We start from the raw sequence: 26,784 nt of genomic DNA on the forward strand, positions 1-26,784 counted from the left end.
GCTCAGTCGCGCTCCTCGTGTGCGAGGTGGAGCGCGACGAGGCGGGCGAGCAGCGTCGCCGGGAAGAGCTGGCCGATCACCGATTCGAGATTGGCGAGGCTGCGCGCGAGCGGCGCGACGGGGACGATGTCGCCGAAGCCGGTGGTGGTGATCGTCGCAAGGCTGAAATAGGTGAAGGCGGCGGTCGAGCTGCTCGCGCCATGCGGTTCGAAACCGCTGCCGGCAAACGCCCCCGGCGCGTGCATCGCAATCGCACTATAGAGAATCGCGAACAATGCCGAGACGTTGAGGTAGAGCAACACCGCGCCGCGGACGCGATGCGCGGTCACCCGCCCGGCGGCGAAGACGTGCGGCGCGACCACGGCGGTGACCGCGGCGTTGAACAGCAGCGCGGCAAAGGCGATCGCCTCATGCTGTTCGGTGGTGCTGAGCGGCAGGGTCGCCGAGATGGCGCGGCTCAGCACCGGCCAGCCGGTCAGCAGCGCGATCGAGACGAGCAGCACGATCCGCCACAGCCGCCGGCGGGTGAGCACGGTGATGCAGATCAGCGCAAAGCCGAGGTGACAAACATCGAGCAGCGTCCGCCCGAACGCCAGGCTCTGTGCGAGCGGGACGACGATGAACAGCGTCAGGCCTTGCAGGACGAGCAAGGCGGACAGGCTGTGATCGACGCGGCGTTCATAGTCGGACAGCGGCGGCGCGATCGGCGGCGTCGGCATCTTCGGCTCGGGCATCGCATCGTCTCCAGCAGCTGGCCGTCCGGTAGAGCGGCGTGGCTGAACCGCGTCTTGCTCAGCCGGCACCGTCGCAAGCCTCCGATTTGCCGGCAAAATGGATTCCAGATTGATCGACATCGCCGCGTTTCTGCGGCACAAGCTGCGACAATGACCCGCACCAGCATCGCCGGACCGGAAGAAGAGGTTGCCGCTCAACAGGTTGCGGCAGATGACGGGGCGATCGACCGCTACCGCTCGATCGTATTTCCCAATGCGATCCGCGAATTACGCAAGCAACACGGCTTCGCCCGCCTGCTCGGCCTGTCGGCGGCGCTGCCCGACATCCCCTATGTCCGGCTGTCCAAGATCGAACGCGGCGAAGTCTTCGCCAAACCGGCGGAATTGCAACGGATCGCCACCGCGCTGCGGGTGCCGGCCGAGGATCTGCTGCTCGACATCGACGCACCCGGCTTCGACGTCGCCGATTGGGCGACCGAATTGCAGGGGTGGACCGAGGAGGAGATCGCCGAGGATCGGTTCGCGGTGCTGCTCGCCGCGGCGATCCGCGCGCGGCGCGACGCCGACCGCTCGCTGTCGATCCCGCAGGTCGAGCGCCAGTTCGGCATCGCCCCGGTGATTCTGTCGCGGCTCGAAAATGGCTATAAGCCGCTGTCGCGGTGGAATGCGCAGACGGTGCGGGCGATCTGCGGCCTGCTCGGCGTCGCCGATGCCGCGGCGCTGCGCCGCATGGTCGAAGAGGCGGACGCCGCCGGCCAGTTGCGGGACTGGTTGCCGGTCGCGGCGAGCCGGGCCGCGCGGATCGAGAAGACACGCGCGCGCATCGCACTGCTCCGCACCGAATTGCGCGATGCGCCGCCGCCCGGCCCGCGCGCCAAGGCCGCGCATCCGTTCCGCATCGTCCCGCGCGAGCCGCAGCCGCGCGATGGCGATGCGGCGGTGCTCGCCGCGATCGAGCGCGATGATGTCGCGACGGTGCGACTGGTGCCGGTGTTCGGCGCGCCGCGCGGCGACGGGTTGATCGAGCGGGTCACCGCCGGACGCAGCGTCGAGGCACCGCGTCACGCCGGCGAGAAGGCCTATGGCCTGCGTGTCTGTCGCGCGACGCTGGGACCGGCGCTGCCGGCGCATGCGGTCGTCGTCGTCGATCCCGATCGCTTCCCCTCGTCGGGCGGCCTTGCCTGCGTGCGGGAGGCGGACGGGTTGCGGCTGCTCGTCGTCACCTTCGACCGGCAGGGGCGGATGATCGGCTATAGCCTCAACCCCGAGCGCGAGATTGAACTCGACCGGCTCGATCCTGCCGATATCGGCAGCGTCGTCGCGGTGCTGCTCGACTGAGCCGGTCGCCCGCGGTAATGACGCGCCCCCGGTCATCGCGGCTCAATAACTGGAGTTGATCGCGATCGGCATGGTCGGGTCGAACCGCGACAGATGACCCTGCGCACCATAGGTCGAGGTGGCGCGACCGGCGAGCCGCTTCGCCTCGGCGGTGATCGCGCCGATCATCTCGACCGACAGATCGATCTGTCGTTCGAGCGCGGCGGCATTGGCGCCGGAAATCGCCTCCAGCTCGGCGAGCAACGCGATCAGCCGGTCGCGCGGTTCACCGCTGAGCATCGGCTGCCATTCGTCGGGATTGCGCTGATAGGCGGCGGTCATCTGTTCGAGCTGACCGACCAGCCGCACCTTGGTGGCGGCGATCTCCGGCAGCGAGCGGCCGAACGGCTGGCCCTCGAGCAACTGCGTCTCCTCGCTCATCAGCATGACCAGCGATTCGAGGATGTCGATCAGCCGCGCGATCATGCCGTGGCACCCTGCATGCGGAGAATCTGCGTCATCACCGCGGGCGCGAGGCCGAAGCCACCGCGCGCCGCGATCGCATCGCCCATCTTCTCGGCGAGCACGCCGCGGAACATCTCCTCGCCGTGACCGCCGGTAAACGGGCCGTCGGCGGGCGCGGTGTCCATCATGATGCGGATCATCTGGCCGACGAACACCGCCTCGAACGACTGGGCGGTCGCGGCGGCATTGCCGGCCCTGGCGGTGGCGCGCGGCAGCCGCGGAGCGGACAGCGTCATATAGGCGGCGGGTGCGACGGCGGCGGCCGGCGGCGTGGCGGTCATGCTGGACATCATTGGACCTCGATTTCGGCCTGGAGCGCGCCGGCGGTGCGCAATGCCTGCAACACGCTGATCAGATCGCGGGGGGTGACGCCGAAGGCGTTGAGGCCGGCGACCAGCGACACGAGCGACGTGGCATTGTGCAACACGCCGAGCCCGCGCCCGTTGCCGTCGGTCACCCCGATCTGGGTGCGTGGCAGCACCTCGGTCGTGCCGTTGGAAAATGGCCCCGGTTGCGACGCGATCGGGGTTTCGGCGATGCTGATCGTCAAGCCGCCCTGCGCGATCGCCACCGGGCTGATCCGGACGTCGGCCCCCATCACCACCGTGCCCGATGCCTCGTTGATCACGACGCGCGCAGGCAGGTCGACCTCGACCGGCAGTTCCTCGACGCCCGCCACCAGATCGATGACGTGGTCCGCCGAGCCGGCGGGCGGAGTCAGTTCGACCGTGCCGGGATCGAGCACGCGCGCGGCACGATCGTAGCGGCGGTTGATCACCTCGGCGACGCGGAAGGCGGTGGTGAAATCCGGGTTCTTCAGCGCGAGCTTGAGCGTGGTCGCCGACCGCAGCGTGAAGGGAACCTCGCGCTCGACGATCGCCCCGCCGGCGATCCGCGCCGCGGTGGTGACGCCGCGGCTGATCGAGGCGGCGGCGCCCTGCGCGCGGAAGCCCGAAACCGACAGCGGCCCTTGCGCGACGGCGTAGATCTCGCCGTCCAGTCCGCGCAGCGAGGTGACGAGCAGCAATCCCCCTTGCAGGCTGCTGGCGTCACCCATCGCGCCGACCTGCACGTCGATCTTGCTGCCGGCGCGGGCGAAGGCGGGCAAGGTCGCGGTGACGGACACTGCGGCGATATTTTGCGTCCGCACCGCGTCGATCCCGACGTGCCGATCGAGGAGGTCGCCGGCACGGTGCGCGAGCTGATCGCCGCCGGCAAGGTGCGTCACTTCGGCCTGTCGGAAGCCGCGCCCGAGGCGATCCGCCGCGCGCATGCGGTGCAGCCGGTGACCGCGCTGCAAAGCGAATATTCCCTGTGGTGGCGCGAACCCGAGGCGGAGATCCTGCCGCTGCTCGACGAACTCGGCATCGGCTTCGTACCCTTCTCGCCGCTCGGCCGCGGCTTCCTGTCGGGGGCGATCGATGCAAGCACGACCTTTGCCGCGGACGATTTCCGCAACCAGCTGCCCCGTTTCTCCGCCGCGGCGCGGCAGGCCAATCAGGCGCTGGTCGACCTGATCGCGACCCTGGCCAAGGAGCGTGATGCGACGCCGGCGCAGGTCGCGCTCGCCTGGCTGCTTGCGCAGCGGCCGTGGATCGTGCCGATCCCGGGCACGACCAAATTGCACCGGCTCGAGGAGAATCTTGCGGCGGTGGACGTGGTGCTCGACGGCGACGCGCTGGCGCGGATCGATGCGGCGCTGGCGGGGATCGCGATCGAGGGGGATCGCTACTCGCCCGCGCAGCAGCAGTTCGTCCGCCGCTGAGCGGAGGCGACGCCTCGCCCCCCGACGTCAAGCCGGGTCAGGAACAACCCGGACCGATCTATGTTGCTGTCCGGGATCGGGCCGGCTGACGTCCCGCTGCTAAGGGGGTCGCAGAGTCGGCGATGGTAACGGCGTGGAAGGCGGTCGGGCCGCAGGATCGGGGCACCAGCAACCGGCTGCTCCGGCATATGGCGGCGGCGGACTGGGCGATGCTGGCGCCGCATGCCGAGCGGGTGTCGTTCGCAGTATGGGACGATATCGCCCGCGCTGGCGAGCGGATCGTCAGCGTCTGCTTTCTCGATGAGGGGATCGCCGGCATCCTCGATTCGCTCGACGGCGACCGCCGCTATGCGGTGGCGCTGGTCGGCGCAGAGGGGTTCATCGGCTGGCCGGTGCTGCTCGGCGACGATCGTTCGCCCTATGACGTGACGATGCGCGCCGAACATGGCAGCGCGCTGCGCATCCCCGCCGCGGTGCTAGGCGCGGCGGTCGCGCAAAGCGCGGGGCTGCGCAGCCTGTTGCTGCGCTTTGTCCAGACGCTGATGGTGCAGATGGGGCGGACGATCGTCTCGTCGCTGGCGCATCCGATCGAGCGGCGGATGGCGCGCTGGATCCTCCTCTATCACGACCGCGTGCGCGAGGACGATATTTGCATGACGCACGAGGAATTCCGGTTGATGCTCGGCGTCCGGCGCAGCAGCGTCACCGAGGCGCTGCATCGGCTGGAAGAGGATCAGGCGATCCGCGCGTTTCGCGGCCGCGTCGTGGTGCGCGACCGCGCCAGGCTGATCGAACTCGCCGGCGACACCTATGGCCATGCCGAGCAGGAATATCGACGCCTGCTCGGCATGGGATAAGCGTCAGAACCCCCGCCGCAGCGTCACGAACCACTGGCGCGGCGCACCGGCGAGCAGGGTCTGGTTGTCGCCGCTGGCGGTATAGCCGTTCGAGCCGATCGTCGAGATATAGCGTTTGTCGGTCAGGTTGGTGACGCTGCCCTCGATCGCCAGTCCTTCCAGCACGCCGCCGACGCCGCGCAGGCGATAGCCGAGGCTGGCGTCGACCAGCAGCCGCGCCCCGACCGACTGGTCGTTGAGATAGGTGAAATAGCGCTTGGTCATATAGTCGCCGCCGACCCGCGCGAAAAAGCGGTCGTCGTCATAGACGATCTCGCCCTTGGCCATATGTTCGGGCGTGTCGACCACGGTCTTGCCCTTGGTCGGGGAGAGCAGGGTGCCGTCGGCGGCGACGACGTTATCCTGATAGGTCGATCTGTTGTAGGAATAGCTGGCGAACAGCGTCAGCGGCCGGGCGACGCGATAGCTGGCGGCGAGTTCGGCGCCATAGCTTTCGACGTTGCCGGCGTTGTTGAGCGTCGGCGGATTGCCCTGGATGCCCGAGCCGTTGCTGAACGACAGCAGGCGGTTGGCGAAGTGGATGTAATAGCCCGCCGCCGACAGCTGCAACCCGCCGCGGCGCAGGCGCACGCCGCCTTCGCCGGTCTTCGACGTTTCCGGCTTGAGCGTATTGCGGATCGCGTTGAAACCGGCCTGCGTCGTCGCGAACGGTCCCGAGGTCGCCGACGAGACGAAGGCGCGCATATTCTCGGTATAGCTGGCGAATAGCTCGGCGCCGCTGCCGAGATCGAAGACCGCACCGACCTGCGGCAGGAACCAGTCCTCCGCCTTGATCTTGCCGTTGACCAGCGATCCGGTGAGCAGGTTCGCCTGATTGCGGACGCGCATCCCCTTCCAGCCGCCGTTGAGCGTCAGCGCGCCGAGGCGGAGCGTGTCGGCGAGATAATATTGCAGCGTCTCGGTATCGTACTTGCCGTTCCACTGCGTGAAATAGGGGTTGGACTGGAAATCGCGGGCGCTGCGGTCGGAGGCGGTGTTGCTCATCCCGTAGAAGCGACGCGCCTGGGTGAAGCTGTTGCTCTCATACCAGCCGCCGAGTTCGAACCGGTTGGCGCCGGTGTCGAGCGTCAGCCGGGTGAGGTTGCCGGCGCGGTCGATGCCATATTCGGTGGTGCGGAAGCCGAGCGGCGAGGCATAGCCATAGGCCGCGGCCGATGCGATCGGCAAAGTCTCGCCATTGCCGCCGAGCGCGCCCGCCGGCGTCGGCGAATAGGGCGTGATCCACGAGCCCTGGCCGCGGTTGTGATGATAATAAGCGGTCGACACGATCGACAGCTGATCGGTCAGCCGCCCGTCGAAGGTGACGCCGCCCAGCCAGTCGCGACGCAGGCCGGCGGCATCGTAATAGGCATCGTCGACGCTGCCGAAACCGGTCGGGAAGGTCAGCCCCGCCCCCGACCAGGGCGCGACGAAGCCGGCGGTCGCACCGTTGTTCGCCGTCCGATAGGCGGCGAGCGCCGCCTGGTTCTGGTAGACGCGTGCTAGTTGCAGCGCGAGCGCATAGTCGTTGCTGATATTGTCGTCGTTGAGCCCGCGCCGGCGGATGATGTCGAGGCTCAGATCCTGATAGTCGTTCTCGCGCCGGTCGGAATAATTGACGAAGGCGGTGATGCTGCCGCGCGCGCCAAGGTCTTCGACCAGCTTGGCGTTGACCTGATGCTGGCGCTGCGTGCCATAGCCCTTCCACTTGTCGGTGGTGAGATAGCCGTAGCTCAGATAGCCCTTGAGCCCGCCGCCGAGATCGCCGCTGTCGAGCCGCGCGAAGCCGCGCCAGGTGTCGTCGCTGCCGTAGGTGCCCGAGGCGACGAGGTCGAAGGTATCGGACGGCTTGCGGCTGGTGAATTGCAACGTGCCGCCGAGATTGCTGGTCGAGGCGGTGCCGAGCGCGCCGGCGCCCTGCGCCACCGTCGTCGCGGCGAGATTTTCGGAAAGGACCGCGCGGCTGATGTGCAGGCCGTTGACGTTGCCGTAGCTCATGTCGCCGAGCGGCACGCCGTCGAGCGTGAAGCCGAGCTGATTCTGGTTGAAGCCGCGCAGCGAGATGCGCGTCGACCATTCATAAGCACCGAACGCGTCGGCCGATTGGAAGTTGACGCCGGGCAGTTTGGCGACCGCCTTGAGCGGCGAGGTGCCCGGCGTGAGCCGCGCCATGTCGATCGCGCTCACCGTCTGCACCTGCCGGCTCTGGCCGAAGCCCATCACGACGATGTCGGTATCGGTGCCGCCCGCGGCCGTGGTCTGATCCTGATCGTCGGCGATCGTCGCACCCGCGGTCGCGGTCGCATCCTGTGCCCGGGCGGGCGCCGCCGCGAGCAGCGCCGCCGGCGCGACACTGACCAACCAAAGCCGTGACATCATGATGCTTTTCCCCTTCGCCTGCGCTGGCGTTGGGACCGCTCTGGCCATGGTTGGTGACGCTTTGACGACGCCTCGGCGACGCCACGGTGACAATCGCCACTTCCTGTCGGCACCGGCGACCCGATCGCCGGCGGATCAGTCTATATTTGTAAAAGGCCCGTGCGCAGCTTGCGTATTTAACGGGGTCTTTACAGATTCGGTCCAATTTGAACGTGAGTGGCTGATTCGAGCAGAGATGATGCCAGGACAAATGCTTCGCGGGCTCATCCGCACTCATCGAAGGACCTGAAGATGTTGACGTGGTTCGCTAATCATGCCCCGATACGCAGCAAGTTCCGGGTGCTGCTGGGCGTGCACGGGGCGGTCGCCGCGACCGGCGTGCTGACGACCTATCTCGCCGCGGAGGCGACGCCGGCCGAGGCGACGGTCTATGTCGGCATCGCCGCGACGCTGTTCCTCGTCACCATCGCGGTGGTGCTGTTCAGCGGCAAGGTGATCAGCGATCCCTATGTCGGCTCGGTGACGCGGATGGAGGGGCTCGCCGCGGGCGATCTCGCCTCGCCGATCCCGTTCGGCGATCACCGCGACTGTATCGGCCGGATGGCGCGGGCGGTCACCGTCTTCAAGCAGAATGCCGAGGCGGTACAGGCTGCGGCGGCGGCGCAGCAGATCGTCGTCGGCGCGCTCGGCGAGGGGCTGACCCGACTCGCGTCGAGCGATCTCGCCTATCGCATCGACCAGAAGTTTCCCCCCGACTATGAGCGGCTGCGCACCGACTACAATCGCGCGCTCGATGCGGTCGCCGAGACGATCCGCGCGGTGACCGATGCGACCAACGGCATCAACAGCGGCGCGATCGACATCCGCCAAGCCTCCGACGACCTGTCGCAGCGGACCGAGCAGCAGGCAGCGAGCCTGGAGGAGACGGCGGCGGCGATGGACGAGATCACCGCGACGGTGCGGCAGACCGCCGCCGGTGCGGTGCGCGCCAGCGGCGTCGTCGAGGAGGCGCGCGTCGAGGCCGAGCAATCGGGTGCGGTGGTGCGCCGCGCGGTCGACGCGATGAGCGGAATCGAGCGGGCCTCGAACGAAATCTCCGACATCATCTCGGTGATCGACGGCATCGCCTTCCAGACCAATCTGCTCGCGCTCAACGCGGGCGTCGAGGCGGCGCGCGCCGGTGACGCGGGGCGCGGCTTCGCGGTGGTCGCGTCCGAAGTCCGCGCGCTGGCGCAGCGTTCGGCGGAAGCGGCCAAGGACGTCAAGACGCGGATCACCGCCTCGTCCGAGCAGGTCGAATCCGGCGTCGAGCTGGTCAGCGAGACGGGCAAGGCGCTCGACCGGATCATCGTCCGCATCGCCGAGATCAACGCGCTGGTGGCGGAGATCGCCTCGGCCGCGGAACAGCAGGCGACCGGCTTGCAGCAGGTCAACACCGCGGTGAGCGAGATGGACGGCGTGACGCAGCAGAATGCCGCGATGGTCGAGCAAGCCACCGCCGCGGCACGCAGCCTGTCCGCCGAAGCCGACGAGCTCGCCCGTCAGGTGGCGCGCTTCAAGCTCGCCGGCGTCGGCCATTCGGGTGGCGAGGCGGTGCTCCGCGCGGTGCCGGTGGTGCACCAGCTTCAGGATCGCGCCGCGGATGCCGGGCGGCGGATCGCGCGGGCGGCCCGTCGCACCGCGCCGATGTCGTCGAGCGGCGGCACCGCGCTCGCCGTCTCGTCGGAGGATTGGTCGGAATTCTGACGCGGCCGCTTGGATCGACCCGCAGACCGGAAAGGGGGGGGGGGAACAGCATGTACCATCGTGACGAACATCGCCGTCATCGCCACGCCCCCGCCGGCCGCGGCCATCGCCGGGCCGCCGCGCCAAGCCGGCGTCGCTTTACACCCAGAATGAGTGTTCAACGCCCTGTTAAGTCAATTGGGACAGCGTCTTGCGACACATGCCCGGCGGTGGTCCGCCGGCTGTCGAGGGGGACGTCATCGATGTTGAACTGGTTTGCCAAGCGGGCGCCGATCCGTGTCAAATTTCGGGTCGCGGCGACGGTGCAGGCGCTGCTCGGTCTGATCCCGATCGGGATCGCCGGCGCGGCGGCGGCGGGGATGATCCACACCAGCCCGGCGGTCGACGTCACGCTGTCGGGGCTGACCGTCGCGACGATGTGCGCGATCACGCTCTACGCCGGACGGCTGATCTGCCGGCCCTATGTCGAGACGGTGGTGCGGATGGAAGCGCTCGCCGCGGGCGACCTCAGTTCGCCGATCGACCATACCGACAACACCGATTGCGTCGGCCGGATGACGCGGGCGATGGCGATCTTCCGCCGCAACACCGAGGAAGCGAATACCGCCGGCGCGCAGCGCGCGATGGCGGCGGCGCTCGCCGAGGGGCTGGCGGCGCTGGCGCAGGGCGATCTCGCCTTCCGCATCACCGCCGACTTTCCGGCCGAATTCGAGTCGCTGCGCGCCGATTTCAACGCCGCGATGGAGGCGATGATGGCGGCGGTCAGCGCGGTCAACCTTGCGGCGGCGAGCATCGACAGCGGATCGGGCGATATCCTGCGCGCCTCGGACGACCTGTCGCAGCGCACCGAGCAGCAGGCGGCGAGCCTGGAGGAAACCGCGGCGGCGATGCAGCAGATCACCGTGACGGTGCGCGATACCGCGGCCCGCGCCGAACGGGCGAGCGCCGTCGTCGGCAGCGCGCGCGGCGAGGCGGAGGAATCGGGCGGCATCGTCGCCCGCGCCGTCACCGCGATGGGCGGGATCGAGCGGGCGTCGCATGAAATCTCCGACATCATCTCGGTGATCGACGGCATCGCCTTCCAGACCAATCTGCTCGCGCTCAATGCGGGCGTCGAGGCGGCACGCGCCGGTGATGCCGGCCGCGGCTTCGCGGTGGTCGCGTCGGAAGTGCGCGCGCTGGCGCAGCGCTCGGCGGAAGCGGCCAAGGACGTCAAGACGCGGATCACCGCCTCGTCCGAACAGGTCGGGGCAGGGGTGGCGCTGGTCAGCGCGACCGGCACCGCTTTGCAGCAGATCATCGCGCGCTTCGGCGAGATCAGCGGTTTGGTCACACAGATCGCCACCGCCGCCGAACAGCAGGCGACCGCGCTGCAGCAGGTCAACACCGCGGTCGGCGAGATGGACAATGTGACGCAGCAGAATGCCGCGATGGTCGAGGAAGCCACCGCCGCCGCCCGCAACCTCGCCAGCGAGGCGAACGAGCTGGTCGGCCAGATGGCGCGCTTCCGCGCCGAGCCGCGCGTCGCGCCCGTCCGCCGGCCGGTCGCCGTCGGCAATCCGGTCCATCACCTTCAGCAGCGCGCCGCCGTCGAAGGTCGCCGCCTTGCCCAGCATGCCCGCCGTTCCGCCACCGCCGCCGTTGCCGTCGTCGGTGACGATTGGTCCGAATTCTAGCTCTTCAGCCCCTTGGAAAGTCGAAGCCGAATGTCTCCGCCCGCCACGTCCCTGCTTCCCGCGACGCTCGATACCACGGCGGCCAGCCCGCTGCGCGTCGCGCTGCTCGACCAGATCGAGCGTGGCGAGCCGGTCCATCTCGACGGCAGCGAGGTCAGCCGCGTCGGCCTCGCCTGCCTGCAGGTGCTGGCGAGCGCCCGCGCCACCGCGGTGGACCGCGACCTCGACTTCACGCTCGAGCGGCCGAGCGAGGCGCTGGCGCGGATGATCGGCGTCGCCGGATTGAACGAGGCGCTCGACGTCGCGGCCGATGCCGGCACGGCCCGCGACGCCTGAAAGGACGGATGATGAACCTCGACGAGATCCAGCTGATCTTCTTTCAGGAATGCGACGAAGGCCTGGCTTCGATGGAGGCGAGCTTCGGCGCCGTCCGTCAGGGTCACTATGACAATGAGACGATCAACACGATCTTCCGCGCGGTCCATTCGATCAAGGGCGGCGCGGGGGCGTTCGGGCATGAGCGGCTCCAGGCCTTCGCCCATGAATATGAGACGTTGCTCGATCTGGTGCGCAACGGCGCGCTGACGCTGACCCCCGATCTGCTCGGCACGATCGTCAGCGCCTTCGACATGCTCGCCGATCACGTAACCGCGGCGCGCGATGGCGGCGAACCGCCGGCCGATGCGGCGATGCTCGCGCGGCTGGTCGACGCCGCCACGCCCGACAGCGCCGGTGGCGCACCCGCGCCCGTCGCCGAGCCGGAGCCGGAGTTCGCGCCCGTCGCCTTCGGTGGCGACGATTTCGACGATCTGTTCGCGATGTGCGAGGCACCGGCCCCGGCACCGGCAGGCGGCGACTGGCAGGTGACGTTCATCCCCGGATCGGACGCGCTGGAGAATGGCGGCGACCCGCTGCTGCTGCTGCGCGAGCTGGCGATGCTCGACGCGACGGTGACCAGCGTCGATCTGTCGGCGCTGCCGCTGCTCAACCAATTGCATCCCGAGCGCTGCTATCTCGGCTGGACCGCCACCGTTCCCGCCGCGGTCGCCGAGGAGGATATCCGCGCGATCTTCGAATTCATGGGGACGTGCGACCTCAGAATCGAGAAGGCGGGCGGCGCGTCGGCGAACGACGATCTGCCGTTCGACCTGCCGCTGCCGGTGCTCGACGCCGAGCTCGGCGCACCCACGCCGATTCCGCCGGTCGCCGCGCCCGCGCCGCCGCCCGTGCCTGCCGCGCCGCCGGTCGCCGCCGAAGCCGCCGCGCCGCGCGCCGCGGTGACGCCGCCGGCGCAGACGATCCGCGTCGATCTCGACAAGCTCGACCGGCTGGTCAATCTCGTCGGCGAGCTGGTCATCACCCAGGCGATGCTCGCGCAGCGCCTGTCGGAACATGCGATGGCGGGGATTTCGGAGCTGACCGACCTCGACCACCTGACCCGCGAGCTGCAGGAATCGACGATGGCGATCCGCGCGCAGCCGATGAAGACGGTGTTCAGCCGCGTGCCGCGCATCATCCGCGAACTGGAGGTGGAGACCGGCAAGCGCGTCCGCCTCGACATCGTCGGCGAGATGACCGAGGTCGACAAGACCGTCGTCGAACGGATCGGCGAGCCGCTCACGCACCTCATCCGCAACGCGGTCGACCATGGCCTTGAAACCCCGGCCGAGCGGCTCGCCGCCGGCAAGCCGGAGGAGGGCGTCGTCACGCTGTCGGCGGCGCATCATTCGGGGCGGATCGTCATCACCGTCGCCGACGACGGCCGCGGCATCGATCGCAAGCGCGTCCGCGCCAAGGCGATCGAACGCGGCATCATCGCGCCCGACGCGCTGCTCAGCGACGAGGAGACCGACAATCTGATCTTCGCGCCCGGCTTCTCGACCGCGGCGACGGTGTCGAACATCTCGGGGCGCGGCGTCGGCATGGACGTGGTGCGCAAGAACGTCCAGGCGCTCGGCGGCCGCATCGGCATCACCTCGCATCTCGGGTCGGGGTCGAGCTTCGCGCTGTCGCTGCCGCTGACGCTGGCGGTGCTCGACGGCATGATCGTCACCGTCGGCGACCAGACCTTCGTCATCCCGCTCGGCCATATCGTCGAAAGCCTCCGGCCCGATCAGGACGGGGTCAAGGTGCTCGGTCCCAATGCGGCGCTGCTCGACGTGCGCGGGTCCTACGTCCCGGTCCATTACGTCGCCGACCAGCTCGGCATCGAGGGCGCCGAAACCGATCCGAGCCAGGCGGTGCTGATCGTCGTCGAATCGGACGTCGGCCAGGCGATCCTGATGGTCGATACGATCCAGGACCAGCGCCAGGTGGTGGTGAAGAGCCTCGAGGCGAATTACGCCGCCATCCCCGGCCTCGCCGGCGCGACGATCCTCGGCGACGGGCGCGTCGCGCTGATCCTCGATGTCGATGCGCTGATCTCGCGCTGGCGGCGCGACCGCGTCACCGCCGCGCCGCTCGGTATCGCCGCATGAGTGCGGTGATGCTGCCGGCGAACCGGCCGACCGAATTCCGCTTCGAGCCCGCCGATCACGCCGCGATCAGCGCCTTCGCCTATGACGCGGCGGGCATCCTGCTGCCGCCCGGCAAGATGCAGTTGGTCTATGGTCGGCTCGCGCCGCGGGTGCGCGCGCGCGGTCTGACCCGCTTCGCCGATTATGTCGCGCTGATCGACCAGGACGATGCCGAGCGGACGCGCGCACTCGACGCGCTGACCACCAACCACACCAGCTTCTTCCGCGAGGCGCATCATTACGATCACTTCATCGACCAGGCGTGGCCGGCGCTCGACCAGCGGCTGGCGACGCGCGGCAAGGTGCGGATCTGGTCGGCGGCCTGTTCGAGCGGCGAGGAACCCTATTCGCTGCTGATGGCAATGTTCGGCAACGAGCGCGGCAACGGCCAGCGGCTGGCGCGCACCGATCTGCGCGTGCTCGGCACCGATCTGTCGACCGAGATCCTCGATGCCGCCCGCGCCGGCCGCTATTCGCTGGAGACGGCGGCGAGCATCCCGCCGATGCTGCGCGGTCTGTGGACGACGCGCGTCGGCGATTCCGTCGAGGTCCATCCCCTGGTCCGCGAGCGCGTCGCCTTCCGCAAGCTCAACCTGCTCGAAGCCTGGCCGATGCGCGGCCTGTTCGACGCGATCTTCTGCCGCAACGTCATGATCTATTTCGACGAGGCGACCAAGGAGCGGTTGCAGACCCGGCTCGCCGATCATCTCGTCCCCGGCGGATTCCTCTACATCGGCCATTCCGAGCGGCTCGCCGCGACGGTGGCGCCCCGTTTCACCTGCGTCGGACGGACGACGTTCCAGAAGGTAGCGTCATGATCGCTTCGCATGCCCGAGCCGCGCCGACGCGCGTGCTGATCGTCGATGATTCGCCGACGATGCGCGCCATGGTCGCGCACAGCCTGTCGCGCTACGACGATATCGAGGTGATCGGCTGCGCCGACGGCCCGCATACCGCGCGCGCGATGATCAAGGCGCTCAACCCCGACGTGATCACGCTCGATATCGAGATGCCGGATATGAACGGCCTCGAATTCCTCGAGAAGATCATGCGGCTGCGGCCGATGCCGGTGGTGATGCTGTCGACGCTGACCGGGCGCGGGGCCGAGGCGACGATCCGCGCACTCGAACTGGGCGCCTTCGACTGCTGCGAGAAACCCAAACAGGCGTTCGGCGAGGATCTCGGCGACGATCTCGCCGAACTGTTGCGCACCGCCGCCCGCAGCCCGCGCCGGCCGCGCTTCGTCAGCACGCCGGCCCGACCGGTCGTCGATTACGAGCCGCGGCCCGACTCGCTGATCGCGATCGGCTCGTCGACCGGCGGGGTCGAGACGCTGATCGAGCTGCTGTCGGCCTTTCCGGTCCGCTGCCCGCCGACGGTGATCGTTCAGCATATGCCCGAAACCTATGTGCCGACCTTCGCCGCGCGGCTCGACCGGCTGTCGGCGCCGCAGGTCAGCGTCGCCCGCTCGGGCGCGCCGCTCGAAATCGGCCAGGTCTATGTCGCGCCGGGCGGCACGCACCATCTCGAGGTCACCGGCGGCAAGCTGCGCCGATGCCGGCTCGTCGCCGACGAGAAGATGAGCGGCCATCGTCCCTCGGTCGATCGGCTGTTCCTGTCGGCGGCGCGCTGGGCCGGGCCGTCGGCGGTTGGCGCGATCCTCACCGGCATGGGCGCCGATGGCGCGCAGGGGCTCAAGAAGATGAAGGAGGCCGGCGCGATGACGATCGGCCAGGATCAGGACAGCTGTGTCGTCTACGGCATGCCCGCTGCCGCGCAGCAGATCGGCGCGGTGACGGTGCAGCTGCCGCTGTCGCGGATCGCGGCGCGCCTGCTGTCCGAGTGCAAGGCATGAGGGGCGCGGCACGCACCGTCGACGGACTGCGGCGCATCACGATCATGCAGGGCGAGACCAAGGTGTCCGACGATCCCGACGCGGTGCTGACCACCGTGCTGGGCAGCTGCATCTCCGCCTGCCTGTTCGATCCGGTCGCCAAGATCGGCGGCCTGAACCATTTCCTGCTCGCCGAACCGGGCAGCGGCGATACCGACGTCACCTCGCTCCAGCGCTATGGCGTCTATGCGATGGAGGTGCTGATCAATGCGATGATGGCGATGGGCGCGATGCGCCACAACCTCAAGGCGCGGATCTACGGCGGCGCCTCGCTGCGCGACGGCTTCCGTGACATCGGCACCGCCAACGCGCTGTTCGCCCGCCGCTTCCTGCGCGACGAGCGGATCGCCTTGGTCGGCGAGGATGTCGGCGGCTATGGCGCGCGCCGCGTCGAGTTCCGCCCGACCCTGGGCCTCGCGCGCTGCCGCATCGCCAATGTCCGCCCGGTCGAACAATTGCGCGCCGTCCCGGTGCCGGTGCCCGCCGCCGCGATCGGCGACGTGGAGTTCTTCTGATGCGCCCTCCCAACCGAACAAAGGAATATCCGTGTCTACAACCATCATGACCGTTGACGATTCACCGAGCATGCGGATGCTGTTGCGGGCGGCGCTCACCGACCTCGGCTATACGGTGCTCGAGGCGGAAGATGGCGTGCAGGCGCTGGAGCGGCTCGATGGTGCCGAGCCGGCTTTGCTGATCACCGACATCAACATGCCGCGGCTCGACGGGTTCGGCCTGATCGAGCGGGTGCGCGAGCAGGACCGGCATCGCAACCTGCCGATCCTGGTGCTGACCACCGAAAGCTCGGAAGAAAAGAAGCAGCGGGCCAAGGAGGCCGGCGCGACCGGCTGGATCGTCAAGCCCTTCCACCCCGAAAAGCTGGCCGCGGCGATCCGCCGCGTGCTGCACTGACCCGTTGCGAGGAGACCCTATCATGTCCCGCCAGCTCATCACCTTCCAGATCGGCGAACAGGTCCTCGGCGTCGATATCATGGCGATCCGTGAAATCCGCGCCTGGTCGCCGGCGACGCCCTTGCCCAACGTGCCGCCGCATGTCCGCGGCGTCGTCAACCTGCGCGGCGTCGTGCTGCCGGTGCTCGACCTCAGCCACCGGCTCGGCTGGGGGATGACCGATCCCTCGGCGCGGCACGTCATCATCGTCGTGCGGATCGGCGAGCAGTTGCAGGGGCTGATCGTCGATGCGGTCAACGATATCGTCACCGTGCCCGACGACGGCATGCAGCCCTTGCCCGATATCGGCGATACGCCCGCGGCGCAGTTCCTCGAAGGGCTGGCGACGATCGATCAGCGGCTGATCCTCGTGCTGGCGCTCGAACGACTGGTCGACGGCACGATCGCGCTGCCCGACGCCGCCTGATCGTTCGGTTGGTCGCAACCTGGTAAAGCTGACGGGTCCACGGACGTTTCCGCTTCTTTAATCCTCTTCATTTCGCTCAAGGAAGCCTGGTTATGGCCGCTGCGGTCAAGGTTCTCGTCGTCGATGATTCGCTCACCATGCGCGCGCTGCTGTCGGGCGCGCTCGAGCGGATACCGGGTGTCGTCGTCGTCGGATCGGCGGATGGCGCCGACGAGGCGCGCGCGATGCGCCAGCAATTCCATCCCGACGTGATGACGCTCGACGTCGAGATGCCCGGGATGAGCGGCATCGAATATCTCGCCGAACTGATGGACGAGCGGCCGATGCCGGTCATCATGTTCTCGACCCGGACCGAGGCGGGTGCGGCGGCCTCGATCGAGGCGCTGCGGCTCGGCGCGATCGACTGTTTCCCCAAGCCCAAGGTCGCGGTCGCGGCGGAGTTCGACAAGATCCTCGCCAAGCTCGGCAAGCGGATCAAGGCCGCCAAGGGGGCGGTGGTGAAGAGCGGCACGATGGGCAAGGCGGTGGCGGCGGCGTCGATCGACTGGAACGGCCGGCTGCTGGCGATCGGCGGCGAGGCGGCGGCGACGCAGACGCTGTTCGACCTGTTCGGCAGCTTCGCGAAGAATTGCCCGCCGACCATCGTCGTCCAGCATCTCGGCGCGGGCCTCGCCGGCACGATGATCGACCAGCTCGCCGCGGAGATCGCGCCGCGCATCGTCCTCGCCGAGGACGGCATGGCGATCGAACAGGGCACCATCTATCTCGCGCCGCCGGGCGACCACCATGTCGTGGTCGACCGCTGGCCCGAGGGACGGCTGCGGATGCTGCCGCGTGATCCGGTCGCGGGCGAGCGGCCGTCGATCTCGATCCTGTTCGCCGCGGTCGCCAAGGCCGCGGGGGCGGAGGCGGTCGGCGTGCTGCTCGGCGCCGACGGCGAGGATGGCGATGCCGGCGTGCGCGCGCTGCAAGCCGGTGGCGGCTATTGCATCGCCCCGGCCGAGCCGCGGACCGACGGCTATGTGATGACGCGGCGGATGGCGTCGCAGGCCGTGCCGCCCGACCAATTGTCGCGCCAGATCATGCGGCTGTGTTCCAAATGAGCGGCCGAACCGGTACCGGCTCCGGGATCGAGCCCGCTCTGTCGCAGGCGCTGGCGGACGAGCTGACGACGCTCACCGGCGTGCTCGGCGATCTTGCCTATGATCTCGCCGCCAATGCCGATACGTTGCGGGCGCACATGCACAGCCTGCAGGCGATCGATCGCATCACCCAGGCGCAACTGGCGATGGCGGACGTGCTGCGGTCCTCGGCCTCGTCGGAGGATCGGGTCGCGGCGATCACGCTCGAATCGCTGGCGACGAGTCTGCTCGCGGCGCTGCATCATTATCGCGGGCTGGAGATCGACGCGCGCAACGTGGCGTGACGGTCCGGCTTTTTGAAAATCGACCCCGTCATCCGGATCGTGTCCGGATGACGGGGCCTGCCGGTCTTACGCCTTCTTGCGCGCGCGCTTGGGAGCGGCGGCGGCGGCGGTGTCTTCTTCCTCGTCGGGCTGGTCTTCACCCGCCTCGGTCAGCGCCTCGCCGAGCGACTTGAGCTTGTCCTGCGACTTGTCCGCCTTGTCGGCGATCTTGGTAGTCGCGGCACCGAGCCGGTGGAGCAGGGCATGGATGCGATCCGCATCCGGCGTATCCTTTTCGAGCTGTTTGCGCAGCGAGCCGAGGTCGCGCAGGATGCCCTTCGCGCCGGGGGTGTCGAGATCGGCCAGTGCGGCTTCCCAATCCTCGACCATGTCGGCGCCCTTGTTGGCCTTGGTGCTGTCCAGTCCGCGATTGATCGCGTTCATCGTTCCGGCGAATTTAACGGCCATGCGACGCATCCTTTATGGGGAAATCCCACGCCGCCAACGAGATATTGCCAATATGTTTCCTCGCCGCGGCCAACTTATGATGTTACCGCGGCAAGTCTTGATCTCGCTCTATTCGGCGAGCGCGCGGTCGCTGACGAACATGTTGTTGGCGCGCTCATGTGCGAAGGTGCTGGGATTGCCGTGACCGGGGATGAAGGCCGTATCGTCGCCGAGCGGCCAAAGCTTGGTGACGATCGTCTCGATCAGTTGCTTGTGGTTGCCGCCGGGCATGTCCGACCGGCCGACCGAACCCTGGAACAGCACGTCGCCGACCTGCGCGAACTTCGACGGCGCATGGTGGAAGATGACATGGCCGAGCGTATGCCCCGGCGTCTCATAGACATCGAGCGTCAGGTCGCCGACCGTCACCGTATCGCCCTCGACCAGCCAGCGATCGGGTTCGAAGACGACGCCGGTCATGCCATAATTGCGGCCGTCGTCGTCGAGCCGCGCCAGCCAAAAACGGTCCGCCTCATGCGGCCCCTCGATCGGCACGCCGAGGTCGTCGGCGAGCGGCTTGGCCTCGCCGGCGTGATCGATATGGCCGTGGGTGAGCAGGATCTTCTCGACGGTGACGCCGGTCTGCGCGATCGCCGCCTTGATCCGCGGCAGGTCGCCGCCGGGATCGATCACCGCCGCCTTCATCGTCGCGGTGCACCAGATCAGCGTGCAATTCTGCTGGAACGGCGTCACCTGGACGATGACGGCCTTGAGCGGCGTGGACTGTGTGTCGGTCATGTCGCGGGGGATAAGCATCTGGCGGCAGGGGAGCAATCGCCGCTTGCGCCGACCGGGGCGGGCCGTGCATTTGTGAGCGGATGCTGAACGCCCCCTTTGTGTTGCTGGACGATGCCCGTGCGGGCGGGGCGGGGGCGCGGCTCTACGAGGACCCGGTCGAGATCGTCCGAGCCGACAGCCCGGCGGCGGTGCTGACGGCGCTCGACCGGATTCGTGCGGCGGGCGGGCGCGGGCTGCACGCCGCGGGCTATCTCACCTATGAGGCGGGCGCGGCGCTGATGCCGCGCGCCGTGCCGATGCCGGCCGGCGATGGGTCGCTGCTCTGGTTCGGCCTGTTCGAGACGTATCGCGCGCTCGATGCGGCGGCGGTGGCGGACATGCTTCCGGATCCCGAGGCGGCGTGGGCGGCGGCGCCCGTGCCGCGCATCGATCGCGCCATGTACGACGCGACATTGGCCGAGGTGCTGGCGCTGATCCATGCCGGCGACCTCTATCAGGCCAATGTCACGCTGCGCGCGGACGTCAGGATCGCCGGCGACCCGCTCGCGCTTTATGCCGGGCTGCGGCGCGGCGCGGCGGCGGGTTATGGCGCACTGATCGCGACCGGGGACCGGCATATGCTGTCGCTGTCGCCCGAACTCTTCTTCACGCTCGCGGGCGACAGGCTGACCTGCCGACCGATGAAGGGGACCGCGACACGCGGCGATACGCCTGCCGACGATGCGGCGCGGATCGCGACGCTGCACGGCGACGCCAAGCAACGCGCCGAAAACCTGATGATCGTCGACCTGATGCGCAACGATCTGTCGCGCGTCGCCGTCGCGGGCAGCGTCGCGGTGCCGGCGCTGTTCACCGTCGAAAGCTATCCGACGGTGCATCAGCTGACCTCGACCGTCACCGCGCAGCTTGCCGGGGGGCTCGATGCGGTCGACGTGCTCACCGCGCTGTTCCCGTGCGGCTCGATCACCGGCGCGCCCAAGCTGCGCAGCATGGAGGTGATCGCCACCACCGAGACTGCGCTGCGCGGCATCTATACCGGGTCGATCGGGCGAATCGATGCCGATGGCGATGCGGCGTTCAACGTGGCGATCCGCACCTTGAGCATCGCCGAGGAGGCGGAGGTCGCCGAACTCGGGCTCGGATCGGGGATCGTCGCCGACAGTCGCGCCGACGAGGAATGGGCGGAGGTGGTGGCCAAGGGCGCGTTCGTCACCGCCGGGCGACGGCCGCTCGACCTGATCGAGACGATGGCCTTCGATCCCGACGAGGGCGTCGTCCTGCTCGAGGCGCATCTCGCCCGGCTCACCGTGAGCGCTGCGGCGCTCGGCTTCCGCTTCAATCGGCACAGCGCGCGCAACGACTTGCAGGCGGCGACCTTCCGGCTGCGCACCGCGGCGCGGATCCGGCTGGTGCTGGCGCAGGGCGGCGCGACCGCGATCGAGATCGCGCCGGCGCCCTTGCCGCCGCCCGCGCCGTGGCGGGTCGCGCTGGTGCCGCTGCCGGTCGCGGTCGAGGATTACCGGCTGCGCCACAAGACCAGCGACCGCGGCTTCTACGATGCCGCGCGGGCCGCGGCGGGAACCGACGAGGTGGTGTTCGTCCGCCCCGACGGGCTGCTGACCGAGGGCAGCATCACCTCGCTGTTCGTCCCCGCGGCGGACGGGCAATTGGTCACCCCGGCGCTCAACCTCGGACTGCTGCCGGGCGTGCTGCGTGCCGATCTGATCGCCAAGGGGCGTGCCAGGGAGGGATATCTGTCGCCGGAAGCGCTCACCGCGCCATTTTTTGTCGGGAATGCGGTGCGCGGGCTGATCCCGGCGGTTGTTGCGATTGCGAAAGGGGCGGCGCTGTCGCTATAGGCCGCGCGTCCTTTCCGCCATCAAGGCCCGACTCATGAAGCCCTCCGCCGCCCTCGGCCGCATCAGCCCGTCCCCGACGCTCGCCATCACCAGCCGCGTGCTCGAGCTGAAGCGGGCCGGCGTCGACGTGATCGGCCTCGGCGCGGGCGAGCCGGACTTCGACACGCCCGATTTCGTCAAAGAGGCGGCGATCGCCGCGATCCGCGACGGCAAGACCAAATATACCAATGTCGACGGCACGATCGAGCTCAAGCAGGCGATCGTCGCCAAGTTCGCGCGCGACAACCATCTCACCTACACGACCGATCAGGTGACGGTGAACGTCGGCGGCAAGCATACGCTGTTCAACGCCATCGTCGCGACGGTCGATGCCGGCGACGAGGTCGTCATCCCGGCGCCCTATTGGGTGAGCTATCCCGACGTCGTCCAGTTCGCCGGCGGCACGCCGGTGTTCGCGGTGGCGGGCCCCGAACAGGATTACAAGCTGTCGCCGGAGGCGCTCGAGGCGGCGATCACCGAGCGGACCAAGTGGGTGATCCTCAACTCGCCGTCCAACCCGACCGGGGCCGCATACAGCGTCGACGAACTGAAGGCGCTCGGCGCGGTGCTGGCGCGCCACCCGCACGTCTGGATCTTCGCCGACGATATGTACGAGCATATCGTCTATGACGATTTCCGCTTCGCGACGATCGCCGAGGTCTGCCCCGATCTTTACGAGCGGACGCTGACGGTGAACGGCTGTTCCAAGGCCTATGCGATGACCGGCTGGCGGATCGGCTTCGCCGCCGGCGCCCCGTGGCTGATCAAGGCGATCGCCAAGCTCCAGTCGCAGTCGACCAGCAACCCCTGTTCGATCGCGCAGGCGGCGGCGGTGGCGGCGCTGACCGGACCGCAGGACTTCCTGCGCGAGCGGGCGCAGGCGTTCCAGCGGCGGCGCGACCTGGTGGTCGACATGCTCAACGCCATCCCCGGCATGCACTGCCCGCGGCCCGAGGGGGCGTTCTACGTCTATCCGTCGTTCGCAGAGCTGATCGGCAAGACGACGCCGAACGGCCGCCGGATCGACAGCGACGAGGATTTCGTCGGCTATCTGCTCGACGACGCCAAGGTGGCGGCGGTGCAGGGCGCGGCGTTCGGCCTGTCGCCGGCGATGCGGATCAGCTACGCGACCTCGGACACGCTGCTGCGCACCGCCTGCGAGCGGATCCAGCAGGCCTGCGCCGATCTGCGCTGAGCGCTGACCCTGCTCTGCGCTGAACGGACCGGCCACGGCGGGTTAATCCAGCGTTTCTATAAACGACATTGCGAACGGCGCGCAGAACCACGATCTGCGCGTCTATGATTGGGCAGGGTTTATGACCCGCCTGCACGACAACGAAGGCATGCGTGATGCAGAAGGTAATCAAGAGCCGGTTCTTCTGGCAGTTCATCGGCGGTTTCGCGATCGGTGCGGTCGGCGTCGTCACGCTCCACCCGGCGAGCGCGCAGCCGGTCGCGCCGGTCGCCGCGGCGTCGCCGATCGTCCAGGCGCACTGAGCCATGCCGCGCCCCGCCCTTGGCGCGCGGCGGGCGGCTCCCCATTTAGCTGATATGCTCAAGATCCTGTTGCCGGTCGCCGGCGCCGCCGCCGCCGTTCTCGCCTCCACCGGCTTTGCCGAGGCCGAGCGCGTCGTGCCGATTCCCGCTGCGGCGCGCGACGTGCCCGCGGGCGCCGGGGCGCAGACCGCGGTCTTCGCCGGCGGCTGCTTCTGGGGCATGGAAGCGGTGTTCGAACATGTGAAGGGCGTGCGCTCGGTCACCGCAGGCTATGCCGGCGGCAGCGCGGGTACCGCGACCTACGACCAGGTGTCGACCGAACGCACCGGCCACGCCGAGGCGATCAAGGTCAGCTACGACCCGCGCGTCGTCAGCTATGCGACGCTGCTGCGCGTCTATTTCGCCATCGCGCACGATCCGACCGAGCTCAACCGGCAGGGGCCGGACAGCGGGCCGAGCTATCGGTCGGCGATCTTCCCGCAGAGCCCGCAGCAGGCGGCGGTCGCGCGCGCCTATATCACGCAGCTCTCCGCGGCGAAGAGCTTCCGCGCACCGATCGTGACGCGGATCGAACAGGGCAGCTTCTATCCGGCCGAGGCCTATCACCAGAATTTCTACGACCGCAATCCGACCCACCCCTATATCGTCCATTGGGACAAGCCGAAGGTGGCGGCCTTCAAGGCGGGGCTGCCGGCGCTGTATCGTTAAGGGCGGCGCATCGATCTTTCGCTTGCGCCAGGTGGGTTCGCGCAGAGGCGCTGAAGACGCAGAAGTGTTGCGTTCGCGGTGCCGGCGTCATCCGATGGCACTGAGCTAATAAGGCCGCGCCAACTGTGCGCCTTTACTCTGCGCCTCTGCGCCAACATGTTTCATAATAGCCGCAACTGAATGACCAGTGCTCCCGCGGAGGCGGGAGCCCAGTGTTCTTCCTGCCGCAAGCGCGGTTCTGCTTGGTCACTGAATTCCCGCCTGCGCGGGAATGCTGGTACTTCTAAGTCGCCCCGAACGATCCCACGGTGGACTTCAGCCGATGGCGCGACCGGCGTGGTCAGGCGGCGATCGGAAACCGCAGCAGGCGCTGCTCGACCGGCACCAGCGCTTCGGCGCCGCGCCCGACCGCCTTGGTCAGCGCCGGATGGTCGACGTCGAGGCCGCCGGTCAGCGCGCCGAAGGCGGGCAGGACGATCTTGCGCTCGGTGGCGACGAAGCAGCGCCGGGCGATCGTCTTGCCGCGCACCGCGAGCCGCAGCTTGGGGTGGAAATGGCCCGACACTTCGGGGCGCAGCTCGCGCGGATCGGCCTCGTGACGCAGGACGAGGCCGTCGACCTCCACCTCGTCGGCGGTCTCGCCGCCGCAGCGGTCCTTGATGTCGGGATCGTGGTTGCCGGTGATCCAGGTCCAGCGCAGCGTGCCGGTCAGCGTGCGCAGCCGCAGCTGCGCCTCGCGCGGCAGGCGCTCGCAGCCGTCGCTGTCGTGGAAACTGTCGCCGAGGCACCACAATTCCCGCGCCCCCGTCGCCTGCACCAGCCGGCCGAGATCGGCGAGCGTCGCCAGCGAATCATAGGGCGGCAGCATCTGTCCGCGCGCCGCATACCAGCTCGCCTTTTCGAAATGCAGGTCGGCGACGAGCAGCGCCTGCCGCGCCGGCCACAGCAAGGCGCCCTCGGGCAGGGCGTAAAGCGCGTGACCACCGAACGAAAAGGGAACCATCGCCGCGCCTTGCCCGTAATGGGACAGGGGATCAAGGCCTTGTATCAGCCGATGCAAATCCGCTTGCGTGTCCCTCCAATCGGCGTAAAGCGCGCCGTCCTTCCGCCGGAAGGGGATTGAAGGGGGTAGTCGCGCGCATGTCGCACGCTGTCGAAGCACCCGTGGCCGAGCGTTCTTCGCATCCTGCGCTGCTCGGGCTGACCATCGGGGCGATCGGCGTCGTCTTCGGCGACATCGGGACCAGTCCGCTCTACGCGTTCCGCGAGGCGTTGCAGCAATCCGCCGCCGACGGCATCGACCCGAGCGAGATTCTCGGCGTGCTCAGTCTCGCGCTGTGGACGCTGACGCTGATCGTCACCGTCAAATACGTCCTGTTCCTGATGCGCGCCGACAATCACGGCGAAGGCGGCGTGCTTGCGCTGGCGGCGCTGGCGCGGCGCTCGCTCGGCCTGCGCAGCCGGATCGCGCTGGTGCTCGGTGCGGCGGGCGCGGCGCTCTTCTATGGCGATGCGATCATCACGCCCTCGCTGTCGGTGCTGTCGGCGATGGAGGGGCTGCGCACCATCCCGAGCGCCGCCAAATTCTTCGACGAAGCGACGATCCGCGCGCTGACGATCGCGATCCTCGTCGCGCTCTTCGTTATCCAGCGGCGCGGCACCGCGATCGTCGCGCGGCTGTTCGGGCCGGTGTGTATCCTGTGGTTCCTGACGATCGGCGGGCTCGGCCTGTGGCATATCGCCGACGAGCCCTCGATCTTCCGCGTGCTGCTGCCGCAATATGGCATCCGCTTCCTCGCCAGTCACGGCACGGTCGGGCTGTTCGTGCTCGGCGCGGTGTTCCTCACCGTCACCGGGGCGGAGGCGCTGACCGCCGACATGGGCCATTTCGGCAAGAAGCCGATCCGCATCGCCTGGCTGTTCCTCGTCTTCCCGGCCTTGATGCTCAACTATCTGGGGCAGGGGGCGTTCGCGCTGTCGCATCTCGAGGCGGCGCAGCAGGCGGGCACGCCGTTCCAGAACCAGGACTGGTTCTTCCTGATGGCGCCCGAATCGATGCGCGGCGCGCTGATCGTGCTCGCCGGCTTCGCCACCGTCATCGCCAGCCAGGCGGTGATCACCGGCGCCTTCTCGCTCACCCAGCAGGCGGTGCAGCTCGGGCTGCTGCCGCGGATGAAGCTGCGCCAGACCTCGGCCGATTTCGTCGGGCAGATCTATCTGCCGACGATCAACTGGCTGCTGCTGGTGGGCGTGCTGGTGCTGATCATCCAGTTCAAGACCTCGTCGGCGATGGCGGCGGCCTATGGCATCGCGGTGACCGGCACGATGGTGGTGACGACGTTGCTCGGCTATCTCGTCGCGCGCCACGTCTGGCATTGGCAGCGGGCCTGGGCGCTGGCGGCGATCCTGCCGTTCCTGTGCCTCGACCTGGTCTTCTTCGGCGCCAACATCCTGCGCGTGATCGAGGGCGGCTGGGTGCCGCTGGTGATCGCGGCGGCGATCGGCCTGCTGATCTACACCTGGGTGCGCGGCAAGGGCATCGTGCGCGCGTTCGAGGCGCGGCAGAGCATCCCGCTCGCCGACCTCGCCGCCGCGCTCGCCAAGCGGCCGCCCGAGCGCGTGCCGGGCACTGCGGTGTTTCTCACCGCCAATCCGCGCTCGGCGCCGGGCGCGCTGCTCCACAATCTCAAGCACAACAAGGTGCTGCACGAGCGCAATCTGGTGGTGAGCATCCGCACCACCGACCGGCCGGTGGTCGATGCCGAGCATCGCCGGACGAGCGAACGGCTCGACGACAATTTCGAGATCGTCGTGCTCAATTACGGCTTCATGGAATCGCCCAACGTCCCCGCCGACCTCGGCGTCGGCGGCAAGACCGAGATGCGCAGCCTCGAGGCGATGAAGACCAGCTTCTTCATCGGACGCAACACGCTGAAGCCGGAGGCGGATGTCGGCATGCCGCTGTGGCAGGACCGCATCTTCATGTTCATGCAGCGCAATGCCGCGGACCCGACCGAATTCCTCAAGATCCCGCCGGGCAAGGTACTCGAACTGGGCGAACAGGTGACGGTGTAGGCCCATTACCGCTCCGTCGGTGCCGAGCGCGGCGAGGGCGTGAGTCTCAGGCCCTTCGACAGGCTCAGGGCGAGCGGGGTGGGGGTATGCCTCCCCGCCCCCCTTCCTGTCAGTCCTGCGCCGGTCGAAG

General features: G+C 68.6%; 25 protein-coding genes and 2 pseudogenes. 19 read left to right on the plus strand and 8 right to left on the minus strand.

Translation table 11 applies throughout. The features are described from left to right. Positions 1–2: 2 nt before the first annotated feature. A complete protein-coding gene (locus PBN85_RS03410; RefSeq protein ID WP_271300167.1) occupies positions 3–734 on the minus strand; it encodes a potassium channel family protein in 732 nt (243 codons plus the stop codon). Positions 735–884: 150 nt separating this feature from the next. Here PBN85_RS03410 and PBN85_RS03415 point away from each other — a divergent pair, with 150 nt between their 5' ends. Continuing rightward, positions 885–2,072, plus strand: coding sequence for a helix-turn-helix domain-containing protein (locus tag PBN85_RS03415; RefSeq protein ID WP_037536922.1), 1,188 nt, complete (start codon positions 885–887; stop codon positions 2,070–2,072). Between the two features lie 42 nt (positions 2,073–2,114). On the opposite strand, the gene PBN85_RS03420 is transcribed toward PBN85_RS03415, so the two are convergent. The 3 genes and pseudogenes from PBN85_RS03420 to PBN85_RS03430 all read right to left on the minus strand — a co-directional run. Beyond that, the gene (locus PBN85_RS03420; RefSeq protein WP_037536919.1) at positions 2,115–2,537 is read right to left on the minus strand and encodes a flagellar biosynthesis protein FlgN; all 423 of its coding nucleotides are present in this window, start codon (positions 2,535–2,537) and stop codon (positions 2,115–2,117) included. Beyond that, positions 2,534–2,857, minus strand: coding sequence for a rod-binding protein (locus PBN85_RS03425; RefSeq protein WP_271300168.1), 324 nt, complete (start codon positions 2,855–2,857; stop codon positions 2,534–2,536). The genes PBN85_RS03420 and PBN85_RS03425 overlap by 4 nt, the downstream gene beginning before the upstream one ends. Before the next feature lie 8 nt (positions 2,858–2,865). Then, positions 2,866–3,726, minus strand: a pseudogene (locus tag PBN85_RS03430) (flagellar basal body P-ring protein FlgI); the annotation flags it as partial. Between PBN85_RS03430 and PBN85_RS03435 the strand changes: the two are divergent. Together PBN85_RS03435 and PBN85_RS03440 are read left to right on the plus strand one after the other, a co-directional pair. After that, positions 3,709–4,341: pseudogene (locus tag PBN85_RS03435) on the plus strand (aldo/keto reductase); the annotation flags it as partial. The pseudogenes PBN85_RS03430 and PBN85_RS03435 overlap by 18 nt on opposite strands. Positions 4,342–4,463: 122 nt before the next feature. After that, the gene (locus PBN85_RS03440; protein ID WP_271300169.1) at positions 4,464–5,198 is read left to right on the plus strand and encodes a Crp/Fnr family transcriptional regulator; all 735 of its coding nucleotides are present in this window, start codon (positions 4,464–4,466) and stop codon (positions 5,196–5,198) included. A gap of 3 nt (positions 5,199–5,201) precedes the next feature. On the opposite strand, the gene PBN85_RS03445 is transcribed toward PBN85_RS03440, so the two are convergent. Continuing rightward, a complete protein-coding gene (locus tag PBN85_RS03445) occupies positions 5,202–7,613 on the minus strand; it encodes a TonB-dependent receptor (protein ID WP_443026778.1) in 2,412 nt (803 codons plus the stop codon). A gap of 294 nt (positions 7,614–7,907) precedes the next feature. Between PBN85_RS03445 and PBN85_RS03450 the strand changes: the two genes are divergently transcribed. The 11 genes from PBN85_RS03450 (at position 7,908) to PBN85_RS03500 (ending at position 18,252) form a co-directional block, all read left to right on the plus strand. Then, positions 7,908–9,362, plus strand: a complete 1,455-nt coding sequence (locus PBN85_RS03450; protein WP_271300171.1) for a methyl-accepting chemotaxis protein — start codon at positions 7,908–7,910, stop codon at positions 9,360–9,362. Positions 9,363–9,604: 242 nt separating this feature from the next. After that, the gene (locus PBN85_RS03455; RefSeq protein WP_271300172.1) at positions 9,605–11,038 is read left to right on the plus strand and encodes a methyl-accepting chemotaxis protein; all 1,434 of its coding nucleotides are present in this window, start codon (positions 9,605–9,607) and stop codon (positions 11,036–11,038) included. Between the two features lie 30 nt (positions 11,039–11,068). Then, positions 11,069–11,374, plus strand: a complete 306-nt coding sequence (locus tag PBN85_RS03460; RefSeq protein WP_271300173.1) for an STAS domain-containing protein — start codon at positions 11,069–11,071, stop codon at positions 11,372–11,374. Positions 11,375–11,385: 11 nt separating this feature from the next. After that, a complete protein-coding gene (locus PBN85_RS03465) occupies positions 11,386–13,515 on the plus strand; it encodes a chemotaxis protein CheA (RefSeq protein ID WP_271300174.1) in 2,130 nt (709 codons plus the stop codon). Beyond that, entirely contained in the window at positions 13,512–14,372 is an 861-nt protein-coding gene (locus PBN85_RS03470) for a CheR family methyltransferase (RefSeq protein WP_037536819.1), read from the plus strand. The genes PBN85_RS03465 and PBN85_RS03470 overlap by 4 nt, the downstream gene beginning before the upstream one ends. Continuing rightward, positions 14,369–15,409: a protein-glutamate methylesterase/protein-glutamine glutaminase gene (locus PBN85_RS03475; RefSeq protein ID WP_271300175.1), complete on the plus strand. Its 1,041-nt coding sequence runs from the start codon at positions 14,369–14,371 to the stop codon at positions 15,407–15,409. Before PBN85_RS03470 ends, PBN85_RS03475 begins: the two co-directional genes overlap by 4 nt. Continuing rightward, positions 15,406–15,963 carry a chemotaxis protein CheD gene (locus tag PBN85_RS03480; RefSeq protein ID WP_051583721.1) on the plus strand — a complete coding sequence of 186 codons (558 nt, stop codon included), beginning with the start codon at positions 15,406–15,408 and terminating at the stop codon, positions 15,961–15,963. The genes PBN85_RS03475 and PBN85_RS03480 overlap by 4 nt, the downstream gene beginning before the upstream one ends. Positions 15,964–15,994: 31 nt before the next feature. Next, the gene (locus PBN85_RS03485; protein ID WP_037536814.1) at positions 15,995–16,360 is read left to right on the plus strand and encodes a response regulator; all 366 of its coding nucleotides are present in this window, start codon (positions 15,995–15,997) and stop codon (positions 16,358–16,360) included. 22 nt (positions 16,361–16,382) lie between these two features. Then, positions 16,383–16,826: a chemotaxis protein CheW gene (locus PBN85_RS03490; RefSeq protein WP_037536812.1), complete on the plus strand. Its 444-nt coding sequence runs from the start codon at positions 16,383–16,385 to the stop codon at positions 16,824–16,826. Between the two features lie 92 nt (positions 16,827–16,918). Then, entirely contained in the window at positions 16,919–17,929 is a 1,011-nt protein-coding gene (locus tag PBN85_RS03495; protein WP_271300176.1) for a chemotaxis protein CheB, read from the plus strand. Further along, positions 17,926–18,252 carry a hypothetical protein gene (locus tag PBN85_RS03500; protein WP_037536809.1) on the plus strand — a complete coding sequence of 109 codons (327 nt, stop codon included), beginning with the start codon at positions 17,926–17,928 and terminating at the stop codon, positions 18,250–18,252. The genes PBN85_RS03495 and PBN85_RS03500 overlap by 4 nt, the downstream gene beginning before the upstream one ends. Before the next feature lie 66 nt (positions 18,253–18,318). On the opposite strand, the gene PBN85_RS03505 is transcribed toward PBN85_RS03500, so the two are convergent. Both PBN85_RS03505 and PBN85_RS03510 read right to left on the minus strand, forming a co-directional pair. Further along, the gene (locus tag PBN85_RS03505; RefSeq protein ID WP_200870478.1) at positions 18,319–18,699 is read right to left on the minus strand and encodes a hypothetical protein; all 381 of its coding nucleotides are present in this window, start codon (positions 18,697–18,699) and stop codon (positions 18,319–18,321) included. A 108-nt stretch (positions 18,700–18,807) separates the two neighbouring features. After that, positions 18,808–19,476 carry an MBL fold metallo-hydrolase gene (locus PBN85_RS03510; protein ID WP_037536806.1) on the minus strand — a complete coding sequence of 223 codons (669 nt, stop codon included), beginning with the start codon at positions 19,474–19,476 and terminating at the stop codon, positions 18,808–18,810. Between the two features lie 80 nt (positions 19,477–19,556). On the opposite strand from PBN85_RS03510, the gene pabB reads away from it, so the two are divergent. The 4 genes from pabB to msrA all read left to right on the plus strand — a co-directional run bounded on the left by pabB (position 19,557) and on the right by msrA (position 23,579). Further along, positions 19,557–21,335: an aminodeoxychorismate synthase component I gene (gene pabB / locus PBN85_RS03515; RefSeq protein WP_271300177.1), complete on the plus strand. Its 1,779-nt coding sequence runs from the start codon at positions 19,557–19,559 to the stop codon at positions 21,333–21,335. Between the two features lie 34 nt (positions 21,336–21,369). Continuing rightward, positions 21,370–22,569 (plus strand): pyridoxal phosphate-dependent aminotransferase, encoded by a 1,200-nt coding sequence (locus PBN85_RS03520; protein WP_037536802.1) that lies wholly within the window; start codon positions 21,370–21,372, stop codon positions 22,567–22,569. Between the two features lie 155 nt (positions 22,570–22,724). After that, on the plus strand, positions 22,725–22,871 hold the full coding sequence (locus tag PBN85_RS03525; RefSeq protein WP_200870477.1) for a hypothetical protein: 147 nt from the start codon (positions 22,725–22,727) through the stop codon (positions 22,869–22,871). Positions 22,872–22,925: 54 nt separating this feature from the next. Further along, complete coding sequence (gene msrA, locus PBN85_RS03530) at positions 22,926–23,579, plus strand: peptide-methionine (S)-S-oxide reductase MsrA (RefSeq protein WP_037536800.1); 654 nt, start codon at positions 22,926–22,928, stop codon at positions 23,577–23,579. A 340-nt stretch (positions 23,580–23,919) separates the two neighbouring features. On the opposite strand, the gene pdeM is transcribed toward msrA, so the two are convergent. Beyond that, positions 23,920–24,582 carry a ligase-associated DNA damage response endonuclease PdeM gene (pdeM, locus tag PBN85_RS03535; protein WP_037536798.1) on the minus strand — a complete coding sequence of 221 codons (663 nt, stop codon included), beginning with the start codon at positions 24,580–24,582 and terminating at the stop codon, positions 23,920–23,922. A gap of 137 nt (positions 24,583–24,719) precedes the next feature. On the opposite strand from pdeM, the gene PBN85_RS03540 reads away from it, so the two are divergent. Continuing rightward, positions 24,720–26,654: a potassium transporter Kup gene (locus tag PBN85_RS03540; RefSeq protein ID WP_037536795.1), complete on the plus strand. Its 1,935-nt coding sequence runs from the start codon at positions 24,720–24,722 to the stop codon at positions 26,652–26,654. The last annotated feature ends 130 nt before the right edge of the window (positions 26,655–26,784 follow it).

Source organism: Sphingomonas sp. CV7422, assembly GCF_027945725.1.
GTDB lineage: Bacteria > Pseudomonadota > Alphaproteobacteria > Sphingomonadales > Sphingomonadaceae > Sphingomonas > Sphingomonas kyungheensis.